Source organism: Methanomassiliicoccales archaeon (genome assembly GCA_036504055.1).
Taxonomy (GTDB): domain Archaea; phylum Thermoplasmatota; class Thermoplasmata; order Methanomassiliicoccales; family UBA472; genus DASXVU01.
The window spans coordinates 58,132-77,362 of the sequence record DASXVU010000048.1 but is presented as its reverse complement, the minus strand read 5'-3'; the positions used below and the strand labels follow the sequence as shown (position 1 = coordinate 77,362).

Annotated in this window: 19 protein-coding genes; 8 read left to right on the top strand and 11 right to left on the bottom strand. The window is 57.8% G+C overall.

Translation table 11 applies throughout. The features are described 5' to 3' along the window. The first annotated feature begins 185 nt into the window (after positions 1-185). Positions 186-1,025: a polysaccharide deacetylase family protein gene (locus VGK23_12610; GenBank protein ID HEY3421385.1), complete on the top strand. Its 840-nt coding sequence runs from the start codon at positions 186-188 to the stop codon at positions 1,023-1,025. Continuing rightward, positions 1,004-1,669, top strand: a complete 666-nt coding sequence (locus tag VGK23_12605; protein HEY3421384.1) for a DUF3786 domain-containing protein — start codon at positions 1,004-1,006, stop codon at positions 1,667-1,669. The genes VGK23_12610 and VGK23_12605 overlap by 22 nt, the downstream gene beginning before the upstream one ends. Here the strand turns inward: VGK23_12605 and VGK23_12600 are convergent. Then, entirely contained in the window at positions 1,653-3,326 is a 1,674-nt protein-coding gene (locus VGK23_12600; GenBank protein ID HEY3421383.1) for a formate--tetrahydrofolate ligase, read from the bottom strand. The two genes, VGK23_12605 and VGK23_12600, sit on opposite strands and share 17 nt — an antisense overlap. A gap of 143 nt (positions 3,327-3,469) precedes the next feature. Here VGK23_12600 and VGK23_12595 point away from each other — a divergent pair, with 143 nt between their 5' ends. From VGK23_12595 to VGK23_12570, 6 genes are all read left to right on the top strand, one after another. Beyond that, complete coding sequence (locus VGK23_12595) at positions 3,470-4,369, top strand: tetrahydrofolate dehydrogenase/cyclohydrolase catalytic domain-containing protein (GenBank protein HEY3421382.1); 900 nt, start codon at positions 3,470-3,472, stop codon at positions 4,367-4,369. Between the two features lie 68 nt (positions 4,370-4,437). Beyond that, entirely contained in the window at positions 4,438-5,100 is a 663-nt protein-coding gene (locus VGK23_12590) for an RNA 2'-phosphotransferase (protein ID HEY3421381.1), read from the top strand. 211 nt (positions 5,101-5,311) lie between these two features. Next, positions 5,312-6,160 carry a DUF2797 domain-containing protein gene (locus VGK23_12585; protein HEY3421380.1) on the top strand — a complete coding sequence of 283 codons (849 nt, stop codon included), beginning with the start codon at positions 5,312-5,314 and terminating at the stop codon, positions 6,158-6,160. Between the two features lie 160 nt (positions 6,161-6,320). After that, positions 6,321-7,274 carry a hypothetical protein gene (locus VGK23_12580; GenBank protein HEY3421379.1) on the top strand — a complete coding sequence of 318 codons (954 nt, stop codon included), beginning with the start codon at positions 6,321-6,323 and terminating at the stop codon, positions 7,272-7,274. A 129-nt stretch (positions 7,275-7,403) separates the two neighbouring features. Further along, a complete protein-coding gene (gene uppS, locus VGK23_12575; GenBank protein ID HEY3421378.1) occupies positions 7,404-8,099 on the top strand; it encodes a polyprenyl diphosphate synthase in 696 nt (231 codons plus the stop codon). Positions 8,100-8,144: 45 nt separating this feature from the next. Next, positions 8,145-9,869, top strand: coding sequence for a TIGR04190 family B12-binding domain/radical SAM domain protein (locus tag VGK23_12570; protein ID HEY3421377.1), 1,725 nt, complete (start codon positions 8,145-8,147; stop codon positions 9,867-9,869). A gap of 5 nt (positions 9,870-9,874) precedes the next feature. On the opposite strand, the gene VGK23_12565 is transcribed toward VGK23_12570, so the two are convergent. The 10 genes from VGK23_12565 to VGK23_12520 all read right to left on the bottom strand — a co-directional run bounded on the left by VGK23_12565 (position 9,875) and on the right by VGK23_12520 (position 19,231). After that, the gene (locus VGK23_12565) at positions 9,875-10,360 is read right to left on the bottom strand and encodes a hypothetical protein (protein HEY3421376.1); all 486 of its coding nucleotides are present in this window, start codon (positions 10,358-10,360) and stop codon (positions 9,875-9,877) included. Positions 10,361-10,370: 10 nt separating this feature from the next. Further along, complete coding sequence (locus tag VGK23_12560) at positions 10,371-11,462, bottom strand: NAD(P)/FAD-dependent oxidoreductase (GenBank protein HEY3421375.1); 1,092 nt, start codon at positions 11,460-11,462, stop codon at positions 10,371-10,373. A gap of 42 nt (positions 11,463-11,504) precedes the next feature. After that, on the bottom strand, positions 11,505-12,470 hold the full coding sequence (locus tag VGK23_12555) for a polyprenyl synthetase family protein (protein HEY3421374.1): 966 nt from the start codon (positions 12,468-12,470) through the stop codon (positions 11,505-11,507). A gap of 169 nt (positions 12,471-12,639) precedes the next feature. Further along, complete coding sequence (locus VGK23_12550; GenBank protein HEY3421373.1) at positions 12,640-14,124, bottom strand: NADH-quinone oxidoreductase subunit N; 1,485 nt, start codon at positions 14,122-14,124, stop codon at positions 12,640-12,642. A gap of 1 nt (position 14,125) precedes the next feature. Then, positions 14,126-15,625 (bottom strand): NADH-quinone oxidoreductase subunit M, encoded by a 1,500-nt coding sequence (locus VGK23_12545; GenBank protein ID HEY3421372.1) that lies wholly within the window; start codon positions 15,623-15,625, stop codon positions 14,126-14,128. A gap of 1 nt (position 15,626) precedes the next feature. Continuing rightward, positions 15,627-17,678 carry a proton-conducting transporter membrane subunit gene (locus tag VGK23_12540; protein ID HEY3421371.1) on the bottom strand — a complete coding sequence of 684 codons (2,052 nt, stop codon included), beginning with the start codon at positions 17,676-17,678 and terminating at the stop codon, positions 15,627-15,629. 2 nt (positions 17,679-17,680) lie between these two features. Then, on the bottom strand, positions 17,681-17,983 hold the full coding sequence (nuoK, locus tag VGK23_12535; GenBank protein HEY3421370.1) for an NADH-quinone oxidoreductase subunit NuoK: 303 nt from the start codon (positions 17,981-17,983) through the stop codon (positions 17,681-17,683). Beyond that, on the bottom strand, positions 17,980-18,225 hold the full coding sequence (locus tag VGK23_12530) for a hypothetical protein (protein ID HEY3421369.1): 246 nt from the start codon (positions 18,223-18,225) through the stop codon (positions 17,980-17,982). Before VGK23_12530 ends, nuoK begins: the two co-directional genes overlap by 4 nt. Continuing rightward, complete coding sequence (locus VGK23_12525) at positions 18,218-18,484, bottom strand: NADH-quinone oxidoreductase subunit J (protein ID HEY3421368.1); 267 nt, start codon at positions 18,482-18,484, stop codon at positions 18,218-18,220. Before VGK23_12525 ends, VGK23_12530 begins: the two co-directional genes overlap by 8 nt. Further along, the gene (locus VGK23_12520; GenBank protein ID HEY3421367.1) at positions 18,485-19,231 is read right to left on the bottom strand and encodes a 4Fe-4S binding protein; all 747 of its coding nucleotides are present in this window, start codon (positions 19,229-19,231) and stop codon (positions 18,485-18,487) included.

The window sequence follows — 19,231 nt, the reverse complement described above, 5'->3', positions numbered from 1 at the left end:
GGCGAGATGGCGGTCCGGGCCTCGTCCCAAGGCGCCGGGATCGATACCGAACAGTACTGGACGTTCAAATGGATCGGGCTTTCTGACCTGTTGGGTGATATAAAAAGCTTATGAACTTGTTTCCTGAACGATGCGGCGATTGTGCTTCGGCAATGGTTATCTAGGGCGCTGACCTTCTGATTCCCATGCGCAGGGCGGCCATAACCGTCGATGTGGATAGAGATGTCAATCAGGCCTGTAAAGGCAGGATGGCGGCCATCTCCAGTCCGGTCAATGGTTCCGACGAGCCCCGGTTCTCTTCTTCCAGAAAGGGCCTTGAGCTGATCGTGGCCACCCTGAACGATCTGGATGTCCGCGGGACCTTCTTCTTCGAAGCGACGACGGCACTGGAGATCAATAAGACATCGGACATCGGGGAGCTCATGCAGGGGCATGAGATCGCCTGCCATGCCTATGACCATGAGGACCTGACCGGCATCGACACCGGAATGCAGATGGACCGGGAGGACATCGATGACATCCTGGAAAGGTCCGTAGGAGTGCTGGATACATTGTTCGGCGAGGGACGGCGGGGCTTCCGCGCCCCATATCTGCATTCCAGCGAAGAGCTGATGAGCTCTCTCAAGGAACACCGTTTCCTGTACGACTCCAGCGTGGTGGAGGAGATACGGGACGGATCGATCCGACCATATCTCACCAAGAACGGACTGCCGGAGGTGCCCATCGCCTCCTCGCGTGACCAACGCGGAAAGAAGATCGTCGGCTACCTCTGGCCATTCCATGAGGGCAAGAGGCCGATCGGGGACTACCTCAGGATGGTCGATGGTTTCCGCGATGGACTGCTGGTCCTGTCAACCCATTCATGGCATCCGGTGGAGAACTTCTGCAACGGCCAACAGTGCGAGCTCGACGTGCAGAAGGGCATGGACGATCTGAGGGAGCTGATACAGCATTCGGTCGCCACCGGAGTGGAGTTCGTCACCGTGGCGGAGCATGTGGACCGGTGCATGGGAGGCAGCTGCTGATGCCTACCGCCTCCGAGAAGCTGAGGAACAACTCCTACTCCGCGGCTGAGGAGAAGGCCTGGGAAGACCTGATCCACCTGGATTCAAAGAACATTGCGAAGAATTCGTTGGCCGGTTTCGACGGCCGGACGTTCACGCTCACCGTTCTGGACGAGACGGTCACCGTGGACAAGTGGGACGGGCTGGTGACTTCTTCGAAACCGCACGACAAGTCCTTCGAGGTCCTGGTCCTGCACTATCTCATCGGATGTCGCTCTGGCGGGCCCGGCGGAGAGCTTGTTCTATTCCGACAGCTGAAGGGAGGGGAGGCCTACAACGATGCCTTCCAGAAACGAGTGAACGATAGGCTGGCAAAGGAGTTCGGCGAGGACCCTGACGCGTTGGCAAGAGCGGGGGCCAGGTTAAACGGGACGAAAAGAACGAAGGGCAACGCCTCGGTGGAGCTGCTGCTTTTCCCGAAGGTCCCGGTCACAGTGATCGTCTGGCGTGGTGACGGGGAGGTCCCAGCCTCCTCCACCATCCTGTTCGACCGCAGCATCGGCGACATATTCCCGACCGAGGACGTCGCCATTGCCGCCTCGTTCCTCGTCGAGAAGTTGATCGGGGCGAGATCGGAGACGTCAGAGGTCAGTACAGACCGGTGATGTATCCGTCGTCGCTGATGTCGATGCCCAAGGCGGCCGGTTCGGACGACAGCCCGGGCATGAGCATGATCGGGCCGCACACCACCACGATGAAACCTGCTCCGGCGGAAACGAACACGTCCCTGACGTTCAGCACCCAACCGGTCGGGGCCCCCTTCAGTTTCGGATTATCGGACAGGGACAGCTGGGTCTTGGCCATGCAGACCGGTAGGCGATTGGTGCCGGAGGTCTCAATGAGCTTGATGGCCTTCTCCGCCCCGCTCTCGTATTGCACATCCATCGCCCCGTACATCTCGGTCGCTACTATCCGGATCTTCTCCTTGAGCGGCAGGTTCGTGTCGTACAGGAAGCGGAAATTGGGTTTCTCGTTTTCGAGCACATGCAGCACCTGTCTTGCAAGCTCCTCGCCTCCTTCCCCTCCCTTGGAGAAGACGTTGGAGAGGGCACAGCGGACCCCCTTCTCCTTGCAGTGTTCGATGACTATGCGAATCTCCTCTTCGGTGTCCGTGGCGAAATGGTTCAACGCTATGACCATCGGGACACCGAACTTCCTGATGTTCTCTATGTGCTTGTCGAGGTTGGAGAAGCCTCGCCTCAGGCCGTCGCAGTCCTGGGTGCAGACCTTGTCCACCGGGACGTTCCCATGCATCTTCAGCGCGCGGATCGAACAGACGATGACGGCACAGTCGGCGTGTATGCCCTCGCTGCGGCAGACGATGTCAAAGAACTTCTCAGCTCCCAGATCGGCCGCGAAGCCCGCCTCGGTGACCACTATGTCGGCCATCTTAAGGGCGTACTTGGTGGCAGTGATCGATGAATTGCCATGGGCGATGTTGGCGAAGGGGAAACCGTGGATGAAGACCGGCTCTCCCTCCAGCGTCTGCACCAGGTTGGGGAAGATGGCGTCCTTAAGGAGCAGGGCCAGAGCGCCAACGCATCCTAGCTGGGTGGTCGTGACCGGCTCTCCCTCGTAGGTGTACGCCACTATCATCCGGCCAAGACGCTCCTTGAGGTCGGCCACGGAGGTGGCCAAGGCAAGGATGGCGCTGATCTCGGTCGCCACGGTTATGATGAAACCGCTCTCGTGCGGGGTCCCGCCCTCGGTCCTGCCGCCCAGCCCCACAACGATGTGCCTCAGCTCGCGGCAGTTCATGTCCATCGCCTTGCGGAGAACGATCCGGGTAGGATCGATGTTCAGAGGATTCTTCTTTGAAATACTGTTCTCCAGGATCGCCGAGAGGAGATTGTTGGCCGCCCCGACCGCATGAATGTCGCCGGTGAAATGCAGGTCGATGTCCCACATCGGATAGACCTGAGAGTAACCGCCGCCCGTGGCGCCTCCCTTGAGACCGAACGTTGGTCCGAGGGACGGTTCACGGATCGCCCCCATGACCCTCTTGTTCAGCCTTCCCAGCGCCTGCACCAGGCCGATCGTGGTGACCGTTTTGCCTTCTCCGGCCGGGGTCGCGGTGATCGCTGTCATGAGCACGAGCTTCCCGACCGGGCGGTCATCGAACTTCTTGAGAGCGCTCAACGGCACCTTCGCCATGTACTTGCCATAGTGGACGATGTCATCATTGTCTAGGCCGACCGATCTGGCTATCTCCTCTATGGGTCTCGCCTTGACTTCCTGAGCGATCTCGATGTTGGTCTTCATTAGCTCCACCCTGCGGAAGGACAGATATGTAGGAAGTATGTCTTAAACGTTGGACATCATCCTCCCGGGTACCTGACCAGCAGTCCCGGTAGGGCATCGAACATTTATTATTTACGGGATAGATAGGGAGGCGCTGAGACCTCATGACCGCCATCTTGATCGAGGGAAAGCCCATCGCCGAGGAAATCAGGAAGGAACTGAGGGAAAGGATATCCTCGCTGAAGGACAAGGGAGTCGTCCCCGGACTGGCCGTCATCCTGGTAGGGGATGATGCGGCATCGCAAACGTATGTCCGCATGAAGGGAAGGGCAAGCGAGGAATTGGGCATGTACTCCCAGACGATCTTCAAGCCTAATGACTTCCCGGAAGAGGACCTGCTGGAACTCATCGACGATCTCAACGCCGACCCCCGGGTCCACGGTATCCTGGTACAATTGCCATTACCGCCCCACATCGACGAACGCAAAGTGCTGGTCCGGATCGACCAACGCAAGGATGTGGACGCCTTCCACCCGGTCAATGTGGGCAAGATCCTGATCGGAGACCACTCCGGCTTCATGCCGGCGACGCCTTACGGGATACAGGAACTTCTCATCCGCAGCGGGAACTCCCCGTCGGGTAAGCACGTGGTCATCCTTGGACGAAGCAACATTGTGGGGAAGCCACTGGCGGCGATGCTTATGCAGAAGGATGACCGCGCCAACGCCACGGTCACGGTGTGCCACTCCAAGACCGAGAACCTGGCTGAGATCACCCGCACCGCTGATATCCTGGTCTCCGCGATGGGGGCGGAGGCGGCATTCGTCAAGGCCGATATGGTCAAGCCGGGAGCGGTGGTCATCGATGTCGGCTCGAACCGGGTCCCAGACGCCAGCCTGCCCCGGGGGTATCGGCTCATGGGAGATGTCGATTTCGATTCCGTCAGGCAGAAGGCGGCCGCCATCACTCCCGTACCTGGCGGGGTAGGTCCGATGACCATCGTCATGCTGATGCGCAACACCGTCAAAGCGGCAGAGACGATGCTGGAACAGCCTCACTCCTGACCGGTTTGATTTTTTATCGAATCGCCGAAAAAGTATAAGTGCGGCAACCTAATTCCACCCCTGCTGAAATGTTGCGCGAATGCAGTGAGCACGGTTATTTCCGGGGTGACGTCTGCCCAGTCTGCGGAGAGGAGGGCAAGTTCCTGATGAACGAGCAGGAACTGGAACAGATCGGACGCACCATGGCCGGAGTGCTACGCCACTTCCCTGAGAAGTTCGGGCTGGAGATGGATGACCAGGGTTTCATCAACCTGAGGGAGTTCGTCAATGCCCTGAAGGACCAGAGCAAGCGGTACCATTGGCTCAGGCCCCATCATATCATCGCCATCATCGAGACGGACCCCAAGGGGCGGTATCAGATCAGCAACGACATGATCCGTGCCACATACGGCCACTCCATCGACCTGAACCTAAAGCTCCCTACGGAGAACATACCGGACCGCCTTTACTATCCGACCACGCCGGAAGAGGCAGACATACTCCTCGAGACCGGACTGAAGCCCTCTGACAGAAAGATGGTCCATCTGTCCAAGACCTATAACGACGCGTTGTCCGCGGGTAAGGTCAGGACCGGGGAGCCGATCATCCTGGAGATCGACGCCAAGGGCGCCATCGAGGATGGCATCATCATTGGCCAGGCAGGGAGGACCGTTTTCCTTGCGTCGGAGATCCCGGCCGAGTGCCTGAGCAAAGCGGAGCCGCCGGTCGAGGAAGAAGTCATCACCGATTGAACAAACATCTTATCTTCAGTTTTCTGTTTGTTAAGCGATCGCCGATAGTTGATCGATCGGACATCAAAACCCCAAGGAGATCCGACCAGGGCATTTCTATCAGTTCAATGGATCGACGATCGCCAGAACCTGGACGTTGGACTTCGAAATCATGTCATCTTCGGTGAACCGTACGACAATTTCATATTGCTGTGATGGGCTTGGATGGAGCATGTTCGTCCGTGCCGATCGATTGCTGCCGGGCCCTGCTCCCGAGCTTTTCCCTCAGCACGCCATCTCCTTTGGATGGGAGGGATATGTTCCCCATCTGGAAGCTTTCGATTCTCGGACAGGTAAGATGCTGGATATCGAATTGGAGGAGATCGATTGGCGCATCTCCGAGGAGCGAAGGTGCGTGGGCCGGTTCGGATCGGAAGGCTATGCGCCGTGCCCTTCCAAGCGGAAGGTGGAGCGTTTCGACCAATGCGAACGCTGCGCCTCGGTCTGGATCGGTCATCAGGAATGCATCTTCGAGCCTCGCTGTGACGGCACGAAATGTGATTCGGAGATATGCCGCAGGAAGCACGTGGTCTATGCAGCATTCCATGGAGATATGATCAAGATCGGTATGACCTCGGGTGCGAGGCTCAAGGAGCGGGGGATCGAGCAGGGGGCCGATGCGATCGCACCCATTGTGGATTGCGACAATCGAATGATGGCCAGGGCGGCGGAGAACCGGATCTCACACCTGTTGAAGGCCCGCCAGACGGTTTCGAAGAAGGAATCGCTGCGGACCATCCTAAGAATCACGGACAGAAGATTTTACCAATCCAGATACGAGGATGTCTTGGCTCGGGTGTCGGAGGTGCTCCCGGTAAAGGGCACACCGCTTGAGATACTTGACCGATACCCGGTCTCGTTCTCCGACCAGGAGAACGTGGAGGTGTCCCCGCTCGAGGGCAGACACGTCGGCGAGGTCGTCGCGATAAAAGGCAAATTTCTGGTGTACAGGTCGAAGAATGGCAAAGAGCTGAAGGCCCTGCAGCTCTCGAACGTGCCCTCCCACTTTCTAAGGACATGAAGGCGGAGGGTCTGGAAGAGGCGGATATCGATGGCCTGAACCAGGAGCGATCCCGATTCTGGCGCAGATACACAGTTCAGCACCATAGAATCCTAGAAATGTAAATAAATGACCATGCCATCTTCGCCGGTACCAAAGGTCTTCCGAGAAGGTTAACCCGATGACCAAGATCCTCAAACCAGAAGAGATCAAGCAAAAGTTCGGTCAATATTTCTGCCGCGGCATCTACACGATGGTCGACGTTCAGAACGGCATAGCCCAGATCATCGAGGAATGCAGCGCCAAGGGACCGGTGGAATGGGATGCGGTCAACCGGAAGCGGGCCAAAGGTGCCATCACCAAGATCAGGGTGGAGGGCACCACGCTCATCATGGACACGATCATAGGAGAGGGGGAACTGAAGTTCGGTGCCGCGTCCAAGGACCTCGGCGGTCAGGGACTGAGGTCGCTGAGCATCGATGGAGAGACCGTCAGGACCACCTGGGTTGGATTGGCCGGGGCGAGCGTGGGGGTCGGGGCGTGCATGCCACAGGGGCCGGGCACGATCTGCGCGGAGTATCCGGATGATATCAAGGTAGGCGGGGCACACCGGATCGAGGTCACCGTGGTCACTCCAAAGATGGTACGCCTGATCATCGGAGTGGACGACACCGACACCCGCGAAAAAGGGGCCACCTGGGCCTCCGCCCTCAAATTGGCGAGGGCCTGTCCGATCGGCCATTTCCTGGAGCACAAGATCATCCAGCTTAACCCGGACGCACCAGAGAAGACCAGCAATTGCACTTCATCGGCAGTATCCTTCGCCGTCCCGGAAAAGGACGCGGAAGAACTGATACGATATTTTGTGGAGGGCGTCCGGAAGGAAACGCTTTCCGATCACACGGTGGTGGCGGCATTCGTCGGCCTCAGGGTCCCCGATCCGCTGGTCAAGTACGGCTGGGAAGCGAAGAGCATTCTATACAAGGTGGATTCCGCATATAGGGTCGCAGAACAGAACGGGGTCAGGATATTCGAGATAACCGGAAAGGGCGGCGCCATCGGTGCCGTGGCGGCGATCGGGTGCTTCGACCTGGGATTGAGGGCATCCGGTCTGCCCGAGGATTTCGAAAACTAAATGAGCGTGGAAGTGTTGGCAAGAGGGTAAGGTGCAGGTACGGTAAAGAGCGAGATCACCCGGGTCATAGCCAATACGGCGTTCCAGACCTATGAGCGCAAGCTCCAGAAAGAGATAGAGGAGGGCCTGGTGCCAAAGCACGTAGCCATCATCATGGACGGGAACCGCCGTTTCGCCAAGGAGTTCGGTCTCAGCGCCACCGAGGGCCACATCAAGGGCAAGGACAAGCTCGAGGAGGTCATGGAATGGTGCCGTGAGCTGGGCGTCAAGATCCTCACGGTCTACGCATTCAGCACGGAGAACCTCAACCGGGACCCGGAAGAGATCGAGTACCTGATGAACCTGTTCGAGGACAACTTCAAGCGGCTATCGACGGACGAAAGGATCCATAGGTACCATATCCGTTTGACCGTGATCGGGCAGCGCGAGCTCCTCCCCAGAAGGGTCCAGAAAGCCATACAGGTGGCTGAGGAGGCCACCAAGCAATACGACTCCTACTTCTACAACATCGCCATCGCCTATGGAAGCAGGCAGGAGATCATCCAGGCGATCAAGCAGATCGCCGAGGCGGTGAAGGATGGAAAGATGCAGGTGGAGGATATCGATGAGGAAGTGTTCTCCAAGTTCCTGTACACCGCCGATTTCCCCGACCCGGACCTGATCCTCCGCACCTCGGGGGAAGAGCGCATATCTAACTTTCTGCTGTGGCAGCTGGCCTATGCGGAACTGTACTTCACCGACGTCTATTGGCCCGGTTTCCGAAAGGTCGATTTCATGAGGGCCATCCGGTCATACCAACTGAGGCAACGTCGCTTCGGCAAGTGAGTTTTAATACACACAACATTTTCTCGTCGCACCGGGGGACATCGCTTGCGGGAAGACCTCATATTCATACATGCTCCGAGCGTCTACGACTTCAGAAAGGAATTCCTGTTCTATGGCCCGGTCAGCGACCTGGTGCCCTCCACGCCGGTCTTCGAGATGTATCCGATCGGGTTCACGACGATGGCCACCGCCCTGAACGAGGCGGGATTCAAGGTCCGGATCACCAACCTCGCCAGCATGATGCTGAACGACCGGAACCTGGACGTGGAGAAGGTCATCTCCAAGCTCGATTCGGCAGTCTTCGGCATCGACCTGCATTGGCTGCCCCATGCACAGGGGGCGCTGGAAGTGGCGAAGCTGATAAGGAAGCTGCATCCGGATGCCAATATCCTCATGGGCGGTTTCTCATCGACCTATTACCACAAGGAACTGATCCAGTATCCACAGGTCGACCTGGTGTTGAGGGGCGATTCGACCGAAGAGCCGGTGACCGAGCTGATGCATGCTCTGGAGAAGGGCACTCCGCTGGAGAACGTCCAGAACCTGACCTGGAAGGACGGTTCCGGCAAAGCACATTTCAATGAACTTACCTACGTACCGAAAGACCTGGACCATCTGGATGTGGACTACGGATGGATCGTCAGATCGGTCATCAGACACCGGGACCTGGAAGGGTTCAAGCCGTTCAAGGACTGGGACCGCTACCCGATCACCTCCGTGTTCACGGTCAGGGGATGCTCCGTCCAGTGTGCGGTCTGCGGCGGCTCCTGTTCGGCCATGAAGGGTTTCCTCGGCAGGGAGCGGCCGGCTTTCCGTTCACCGGAGAAGGTGGCCGCGGACGTTTACAACATCCAACAGTATCTGAGATCGCCCACCTTCGTGGTCGGCGACCTGCGACAGAACGGCAAGGGCTACGCTGAACGCTTCTTCAAGGAAGCGAAGGAGCTGGGGATCAGGAACCAGCTCATCCTGGAAACGTTCACCCCGGCGAACGATGAGTTCTATTCCATGGCCCAGAGCTCACTTGAATCCTTCTCGGTGGAATTCTCTCCCGACTCCCATGACGAGAAGGTGAGGAACGCATTGGGCCGGCGGTTCGACACGCCGAGCATGGAACGCTCGGTAATGAGCGCCCTGGACCATGGGGCGGAAAGGTTCGACCTGTTCTTCATGATCGGACTCCCCCAGCAGACCCGGGAATCAGCCTTGGCCAGTGCGGAATATTCGCGCAAGATGTACGAGATGGTGGGGAACGACGAGAGGCTGTTCGTTTTCACATCGCCGCTGGCGCCATTCCTGGACCCCGGCAGCACCATCTTCGAGAACCCATCCAAGTTCGGGTACCGGTCGTTGGCCCGGACGTTGGAGGAGCATCGCACCCGGCTGCTGTCACCCTCATGGAAGTACGTCCTTTCCTATGAAACGGAATGGATGGACCGGGACCAGATCGCGGACGCCTCCTATGATGCGGCCGACATCCTGAACAACGTGCGATTCGAGTGCAACCAGATCGGACGGGAAGAGCTCGATCTGCGTCTGACACGGTCGGACAACGCCCGGAAGATGATGGCGCGCATAGACGGCATCGTGAAGATGAAGGACGAGCGGGAGCGTCAGGAAGCGTTCCGCTCGTTGAAGGTCGAGACCGAGGAGCTGATGGAATCGACCATATGCCAGAAGACCGATCTCGAATGGGCGTCCAAAGGGGTCGTTCGCAGCGTTCCGCGTGCTGTGCTCGGGCTGATGAAAGGCAAAAGGGGCAGAAAATAGAGCGATCACTTCTTGGCCATCAGCTTGGCCTTTTCCGAACCGGCCTTGATGAGCTTCCTGACCCCGTCCGGGTCCTCGATGCCGTTCTCCTCCAGCGTCTGGCTGTCGGTCCTTATCGGCCGGTTGAACTCCACGAAGGAATGGTAGCCCCAATCTCCCTTGATCCGCACGTCGGTACGATATGGACCCACTGTCTCCACCTGGTCCATCTTCTCCAATGGCCCGGACTCTACAAGGACGTATTTCCTGCGGAAGATCCCCTTGAGGACCAATATCAGCAATCGCCGGTCAGTGAGCACCAGCAACGCCGGCTCCGGCGCTCCCACGTTCCTTTCGCCCCGCAGGACCCTGGACCCCATGGAGGTTCTCATCGATTCGCGGGACGGGCTATAACCTTTCCATATCTGGACCAGTGATTCGCTGGGACCGAGAACCGATGATGGGCCGTCAACTCCCTTGGCCGTCCGGTCATGACCATGTTCCCTGTCCATCTGTTCACCCTTATGGGAGAACCGGTTTGCAGCGTATGAGCTTGTTGATGCGCCTCTGACCCAAAAGACGCATCGCCCATTCCAGGCGCCACTGGCTTCCGAAACAGGTGTTGGCCAGCCATTTGGTGTGCACGGCACTGGCCAAAGGCTTATAGATCTCCCTCCTCCACCTGTCCTCGTACGCCGTCAACGGCAGACCCTTTGTGACAGTGTCAGCGGCTGCCTGTCCGGCTATCCTGCCGCATATCATCGATATCGGGATGCCTCCGCCGTTCACCGCCATGACCTGACCGGCGGCGTCGCCCACCACCAGGGAGTTGCCGATGACCGTCCGTTTGATCGGTCCGGACATGGGGATGAGCTTCCCCATGAGCGGTTGGTCACTGCTGAGGTTCTTGATCTTCATGAACTGTTCGAAGTACTCCCCGACCGCCATCTTGGAGAAATGAGGTGCGACGCCCAGCCCGACGTTGGCGCCTACCTTTTTCGGCAATATCCAGGCATAGCCGCCGGGCGCGACCGTCCCGAAGTACATCTCCGGGATCGGTTCGAAGTCCGCCCTCACCTGCAGCGAAACACCTGGACAGAGATCGGTCGATCGTCCGTATCCCAGGCTCTTGCCTACCAGGGAAAGGGGCCCGTCCGCTCCGATCACGACCTTCGCCTCGATGTCCATCTCAGGTGTGGAAACGATGCTGCCGGTCACCTTGGTGCAGGCCAGGTCGGTACGGAGATCCGCGCCCGCCTTGACCGCCCTCGATGCCAGATGCTGATCGAAAAGGTCCCGGTCCGTGGTATAGCCGGCGAAAGGGACCTCCCATCGGGTCATCCGGGGAGAGTATATCCGTATCATCTCGGTGGAAAGGGAGTGAAGAGTCCCGGGAACGTCGAACAGTGATTCCAGGTCGGTGGCCTTAGGAAAGATGGTCCGGATCTCTTCCACAGAGGGCATGAACTCGCCGCAGCGGACCGGGACCCCGACCTTGGGCCGTTTCTCCAATATCAGGACCTGCGCACCGCCCAACGCGGCATGCTCGGCGGCTGTGCTTCCGGCCGGACCGGCCCCTACGACCACCACATCGACCTTGACAACCTTGGCCATTAGAAACGCCTCATGATCTTAGATGGATCGTGTTACACCGGTTCATGACTTCCGGTCCAGGATAGCCTTTGTGAGGGCCTTCAAGGCCTCTTTGTAATCGGAAGGACGCAGGACCTCAAGGTCAAGAAGCGCTTTGTTCGCGTATTCCTCTGCCATGTCCGACGATTCCTCTAGGGCTTTGGTCTTCTTGACCAGTGCGATCGCCTCGGCGACCTCCTCCGGAGATTTCTTCTCTTTCCTGAATATCTCCTTGATGCGTGCACCATGGACCTTGTCCTGCATGGCGATGATCAGCGGAAGGGTCGGCTTGCCGTCGACGATGTCAATCCCATGGGGTTTGCCCAAGGAGGCCTCATCCCCGGTCACGTCCAGGATGTCGTCTACGATCTGGAACGCTATGCCGATGTTCATGCCGTAGCTCCCCATCGCCTCCATGACGGCAGGCGTGGCGTCGGCCAGGTAACTTCCCACGCGGGCACCGGCCTCGAACGGCCTGGCGGTCTTGCCCTCTATGATGCTGATATACACGTTCACGTTGGTTTCCTGGTCGTGCTCGTAATCGCTCTGGAGTATTTCCGATTCAGCGATCCCGGTGCAGGCGTCGGCGACCACGCCGATCACCTTCTCATCGAAGGCCCCGCCCAATGCGAAGCTCTTGACGAACAGGAAATCTCCGGCGATGAGCGCCTTCTGGGTGCCGTACTTCTTGTAGGCGGCCTGTCTTCCTCTTCGCATCTCGCCATGGTCGTTTATATCGTCATGGATGAGGGTGGCGCTATGGATCAGCTCGAAGGCGGACGCGACCTTTATGACCTTCTCCGGGTCCTTCCCCCCGGTCGCCTTGAAAACCAGTATCGCCACCGCCGGGCGCATCCTCTTCCCGCCAGATGTGATGATGTAGTTGCTGATCTCGGTGAGCAACGGCTGTTCTGAATGGACACTTTCACGGAGCTGCTCCTCGACCAGCATGAGCTCTTTTTGCACAGGAGCATCCCAGGTAGAAACCATCGAGGCTCGATAATGTCCAATCTATACTTAAGATTACTGGCATTGGAAAAAAGACCCATTTTCAGGGTCTTGAAAGCCATGATTGGTCGTTAGGCATGATGCTTACAAAAGCACTTGCTGGAGCATAAAAAAATGAAAAAGAAAATTGTTTGTTTGGGATTTATCGCCCTTATGCGAAGAACGCCGCGGCCGCATGCTGAGCGGCATTAAAGAACGGGTCCGGCCAAACACCGATCAGGACCACCATGAAGACGCATATGGCGACAGCCGCGACCATCGAGATCGGTAGTTTCAGCTTCTCCGTCGGGGTTCCTTCCTCTGCCTCGTCCACGTACATGTACTTGACCACCCGTACGTAATAGTACAGGGATATGGCGGAGTTGACGATGGCAGCGATGGCCAGCCATACCATCCATCCATTTCCCGGGATCGAAGATGCATCGATCGGGGATGAGAATAGGACGAACTTCGAGAAGAAACCAGCCAGTGGCGGTATCCCTGCCAGGGAGAACAGCAGCACGGTCATACCGAACGCCATGAACGGGGTCCGCTTTGCCAATCCCTTGTAGTTGCTGATGGATTCCCCTACGGCAACCGTCGCCAGTGTGGCCACGATAAGGAATGCTCCTCCCTTCATGAACGCGTGGGTCATGATCTGCATGATGCCTGCGGACAGCGCATATTGTCCGATCGTCGGGTCCGATACCGCTGCTACTGGCAACGCTATCAGTATGTAACCCGCTTGGGCGATGGACGAATAGGCCAGCATCCTCTTGATGTTGGTCTGGCTTATGGCCGCCAGGTTGCCGACCGTCATCGTCGCTATGGCCACGATACCGATCAGAACGTCCCAGTTGGACTTAATGGCGAAGAGACCGATCAGCAACACCTTGAACAGGGCGATGAAACCCATCTTCTTGCTGCCGCCGGCCAGCATGGCCGTGACGGTGGTTGGGGCACCTTCGTATACGTCCGGGGCCCACATGTGGAACGGAACGATCGCCACCTTGAAACCGAAGCCCGCGACGATCATTATCAGGGCCAGGAAGATCACTGGCTGCATCGGGGAGTTCATCACCACTGCCTGGGCCACTCCCGTGAACGTGGTCGAGTGGGCGACACCATACAGCAAGGATATGCCGAACAGGGCCAGACCCGAGGACAGCCCTCCGATGATGAAGTACTTGACCGCCGCCTCCGCTCCCTTGACGTCCTTCTTCCTGAAGGCCACCAAGGCGTAGGAGGTTATGCTGGTCAGCTCGATACCGACGAACAGGGTGATCAGGTCGTTGGAGCTTGCCACTATCATCATGCCTATGGTGGCGATCATGATCAGGGAGTAGAACTCCGGCTGGTGCCGGTCCTCCTGGATGAAGCGGGCCGAGGCCAGAATGACGTAGAACGCCACCGCCAGGAAGATCATCATGAACAGCGCGGAGAACTGGTCAAGACTTAGCATGCCACCACTTATGCTGACCGCTCCATTGTTGTTGTAGACGAACATGAAGACGTCTAGGAACGCTAGGCCAACCCCTACCAGCGAGAACGCCGCGCATATCTTGCTGCTGTTCTTGGTCAACAGCCCGACCGCCGGTACCAGCACGGCGAACAGCGCCACTATGATCTCAGGACGGATTGCTTGAATATCGATCATCTTAAGCGCCTCCCAGGACGACGGCGGTCAGTAATTTGACCGACGGCGTGATATAGTCGAAGATCAGCGCCGGCAGAATCCCGAACAGAACGATCAATGCGCTCAGTATGACCAGCGGGGCGGCCTCGAACCAGGTGATGTCATGGACATGTTCCAGGTCGACCTCCTTGGTGAGCGGTCCGAACAGTGTCTTCTGCATGGCCCAGATGTAATAGGCGGCGGTGATCGCCACGCTGATTATGGGCAATAGCAGGAGCCATCCGAACGCGTCAAAGGTCGCGACGAATACGCTGAACTCCGCCAGGAAACCAACCATGCCAGGCAGTCCGAGCGAGGCCATGAACCCTATCATCATGAACACCGCGGCATAGGGCATCTTTGCAGCCAGGCCGCCAAGCCTCGGCATGTTCCTGGTGCCTACGTGGTGACCGACGATGCCGCACATCATGAAGAGAACGGCGGTGATCAGACCATGCGCGAACATCTGGAACACGGCAGCGGCGATCCCCAGCTCTCCCAGGGTGGCGATGCCTAGCATGACTATGCCCATGTGGCTGATCGATGAATAAGCGACCATCTTCTTCAGGTCCTTCTGGGCCAGACACATTATGGCGCCATACAGGATGGAGACGATGGCGATTATCACCATCACGATCTGGTACTGGTTCGCGCCATATGGCAAGGTAGGCAGACAGATCCTGATGATACCATAGGAACCCATCTTAAGCAGCAGACCCGCCAGCAGCACTGACCCTGCGGTCGGGGCCTCGACGTGGGCGTCCGGAAGCCAAGTATGGAACGGGACCATCGGCATCTTGACGATGAATCCGAAGAACAAGGCTCCGAACACCACGATCTGGAAGAACTGGCCGAACTGTCCGGACACCGACGCGATCTGTTGTATGTCGAACGTATGATATCCCAGATGCGTTGCTGCCTCGAAGTAGAGGGCCAGTATCCCCAGCAGCATCACTAGCGACGCTATGTGGGTATAGATGAAGAACTTGATCGATGCGTACGCCCGCCTTGGACCTCCCCATACCGCTATGAGGAAATACATCGGGATCAGCACGACCTCCCAGAAGACGTAGAACAGGAAGTAGTCCATCGCTGTGAACACTCCCATGACGCCGACCTCCAGGATGAGCATCAGGCCCATGTATTGGTGGGTTCGTTCATCGACATCCCAGGAGAACAGGACCGCCAGGAATGACAGCAGAGTGGTCAGGAAGACCATTGCGATGCTGATGCCGTCCACCCCTACCTTGTAGGATATTCCCAGGGACGAGATCCAGGTGAAGTCCTCGACATACTGGAACGTGCCCACTGTCAGGCTGAAATCGGCCAACAGCAGGACGGATATGGCCAATGGTATTAACGTGAACACCAGTGCGACGATCTTTGATGCCTTCGGGTTCTTTCCCAGCATGAACGCGATGATTGCGCCGATCAGCGGGATCAATATGAGCAGTGTTATGACGGGTACGTTTTGCAGCAGCATTTCAGATCACCCCAAGGACATACCCGAGCACGTACAGCAGCACGATCAGTACCACTATGCCACCGATGATGATGGCGCTGTAGCTCTGTACCAGTCCGGTCTGCATTTTCCTCATTGCCTTTCCGCCGCCTACCAGGCCGCGGCTGATGAGGTTCACTATGCCATCGATTATCTTTCGGTCGAACCAATCGACCGCGAGCGAGAAGCCGTACACGACCTTCTCCCCGATGTAGTCATATCCCTTGGTGAAGCCGTACCTTTTCAGGAGCATGTTGTACAGGGGCCTGACGGATGGCTTGTTGGCGATGGCTCCGGCGTCGACCTTCTTCTTATAGAAGGTGAAGTACGCTAGAGCAATACCGGCGATCGCGACCAATACCGATAGGTAGGTCAGCCAGTCTCCGAGGATCTTGTCCAGGCTGAACGCCTCCTTTACGTCAAAGAAGATCGTTCCGCTGAATCCTTCGCCTATGAAGACGACCAGTCCAGAGCCGATGGCGAGGATCGCCAGTACGACCAGCGGGCCAAGCATGACCCATGGCGCCTCGTGGTGCTCGTGGACCTCGGCCTCGTGGCCGTGCTCGTCCCCGTGGGCACCGACGTGCTCTCCCTTGGTGTGGGTGGCGTGCTTGGTCGCCTCGCCCTCTTCCCCTGCGAACGTCATGAACCACATGCGGAACATGTAGAACGCGGTCAGGAAGGCCGTGATGACGCCCATGAGCCAAAGCAGCAGGAACACCCAGTGATCGGACCCGGCCTCGAACACACTTGCCAGGATCTCGTCCTTGGACCAGAACCCGCTCAATATCGGGATACCGGCGATCGACAGGGAACCGATGAGCATCACGGTCGAAGTGACCTTCATGTGCTTCCTCAGCCCGCCCATCAGTCTCAGCTCTTCGGTGTGGACGTAGTGGATTACTGCGCCCGCGGAAAGGAAGAGCAGCGCCTTGAAGAAGGCATGGTTCATCAGATGGAACAGGCCGGCAGCGAATGCGATGCTACCGGCAGCCATCAAAGCTTCGTTACCGTCCTTCAGGCCGATACCGAACAGATATGCGCCGGTACCGAGCGACAGGAACATGTAGCCCAGTTGGCTGATGGTCGAATAGGCGAGCACGCGCTTGATCAGTGGCGAGTTGAGCGCCATCGTGGCCGCCATCAATGCCGTCACACCGCCGATGATGGCGATGAACAGACCGACGTCCGGCACGAAGATCAACAGCGGGAACATCCTTGCGACCAGGTAGACACCGGCCTTGACCATGGTGGCGGCATGAATAAGCGCGGACACCGTGGTCGGACCTTCCATGGCGTCTGGTAACCAGTCATGCAGCGGGAACTGGGCGGACTTACCGATCGAGCCCCCGAACATGAAGAACAGACCCAGCGCCAGCATTCCCTGGTCCGCGCCCCCGATCACTGCGGGATCGAACAGCGTATGGAAGTTGAGGGTCTTGAACGTCGTCAGCAGCACTATCAGGCCGACCATGAACATGACGTCACCGACCCTGGTGACCAGGAACGCTTTCTTGGCGGCCGAGGCCGCCGACGGCCTCTCGAACCAGAAGCCGATCAGCAGGTAGGAACAAAGACCCACCAGCTCCCAGAATATGAACAGCTGGAGGAAGTTGTTCGCCAGCACCAGTCCGAGCATGACGCCTACGAACAGGCATATCTCGGTGAAATAGCGGCGTCTCCTCTCACCCTGGTCGTGCATGTACCCGACGGAGTAAATGACGACCAGCGAGGCGACGAACGACACCACGATCAGCATCAATGCAGTGACGGTGTCGATGTAGATACCGAGCTGGAGGTCGTAACCCCCGACAGATACCCACGCCATGCTCTGTTCGAAGTAATGGGCTCCACCGTCGAAACCGGCAGTGAGCGCCTGATAGGCAACGAGCAACGACAACACCATCGCGCCACCGACACCGGCCAGCGCGATCATGCCGCCCTTGTCCTTCATCTTGCCGCCGAGGAATCCTACTATCAGGAAGGCAACGAGCGGCAACAGTGGGATTATCCAGGCAAGTTCATAGATCTGCATTCTTACCACCTCATGGTGTTGAGGTCATCAACATGGACCGTGTCCTTCAGCCGGTTCAGGTTCAGCAGTATCGCCAGACCCACCGCGACCTCGGCCGCAGCGATGCCGATGGAGAACAGCGCGAACACATACCCGGTCGGGTCATTGTTGTACGCTGCGAACGCCACGAAGTTTATGTTGGCGGCGTTCAGCATCAGCTCGATCGAAATCAACACAAGGATGGCGTTCTTCTTCGTTAGCACACCCACTATTCCAATGACGAACAGGACCGACGACAGTATCAGGAAATATTCCAGGGGGATCATTGCTCTTCCTCCTGTGCAATGAAGACTCCGGCTGTGATCGAGGCGAAGAGCAAAAGCCCCAGGACAATGACCAACATGCCGTAATTCTCGAACAGTATTGTTCCGAAATCCTTCGAGGCGAACTGAGCGATCGGCCCGCTAGGCCATGTGACCCACAGTATGGACGCCCCTATGAACACCAGCAGGACCGCCGCTAGGACGGTCTTTCCGATCGCATTTCCGAGACCGGATGCCTTACTCACAGGCACCACCTCCAGTGAGGCGTCTCTTGGTAAGCATGACCCCGAACAGGATCAGCACGTTGATCGCTCCCACATAGACCAGCACCTGGATGAGGCCCAGGAACTCTGCGTTCAGGAAGATGAAGGTGATACCCACCCCAATGAAGCAGAACGTCAGGTAGAACACGGCCCGGATGATCTCCTTGGTCACGAGGACCGAGATCGCCGCGCCGACGGTGATACCTGCGATAATCAAGAATAACAGCTCAGACAGATCCATTTACTGCGCCTCCTTCATGGTAAGGCAGTCCTTAGGACAGACATCGACGCACATCTCGCATGAAACGCACTTGGTATCGTCGAAGACCGGCCTCTTGATCGGTTTCTTGGTCTTCTCGTTGACCTCTCCGGTGTCCGTCATCTTCACCGCCCCGGTGGGGCAGGTCTTCTCACAGCGGCTGCAGGAGATGCACTTCTTCGCTTCCAGGCAGACCGTGTCCTTGAGCTCCATCGATCCTTTCTTGGCCGCGGGGCCCTTCATGTTCGATGGCAGCTGCTCCTCGTAGTTGATCTCATAGCCAGCCTTCCAGGGGTGCTGGAGCTTGATCGGGTCATAGATCAGGTCGTCCCGAGTGTATGAAGCGAGTTCGAACTCCGGGGTGACGATCATCGCGTTGGTGGGGCAGACCTCTGCGCAGTTGCCGCACATCATGCACCTGCCGACGTTGACCTCGGGGCGCTTGACCTTGCCCAGGGTCTCGTGCTCGATCTGCACCATCTTTATGCATGTGGTGGGACAGACCTTGACGCACTTTTGGCAGGCGATGCACTTGTCCAGGATGATACCGGGCCGACCGCGGAAACAATCTGGGATTATGCTCTTCTCCCAGGGATACATGATTGTGCGCGGCCTGTGACCGGGAAGAGATACCCGGACCATGGTCCTTAGCGTGACCCAAAGCGGTTTCAGCATGTAACCGGTGGCCCTCAGCTTCTTGTCTCTCGGATTGTTGCTGCTTTCGACCAT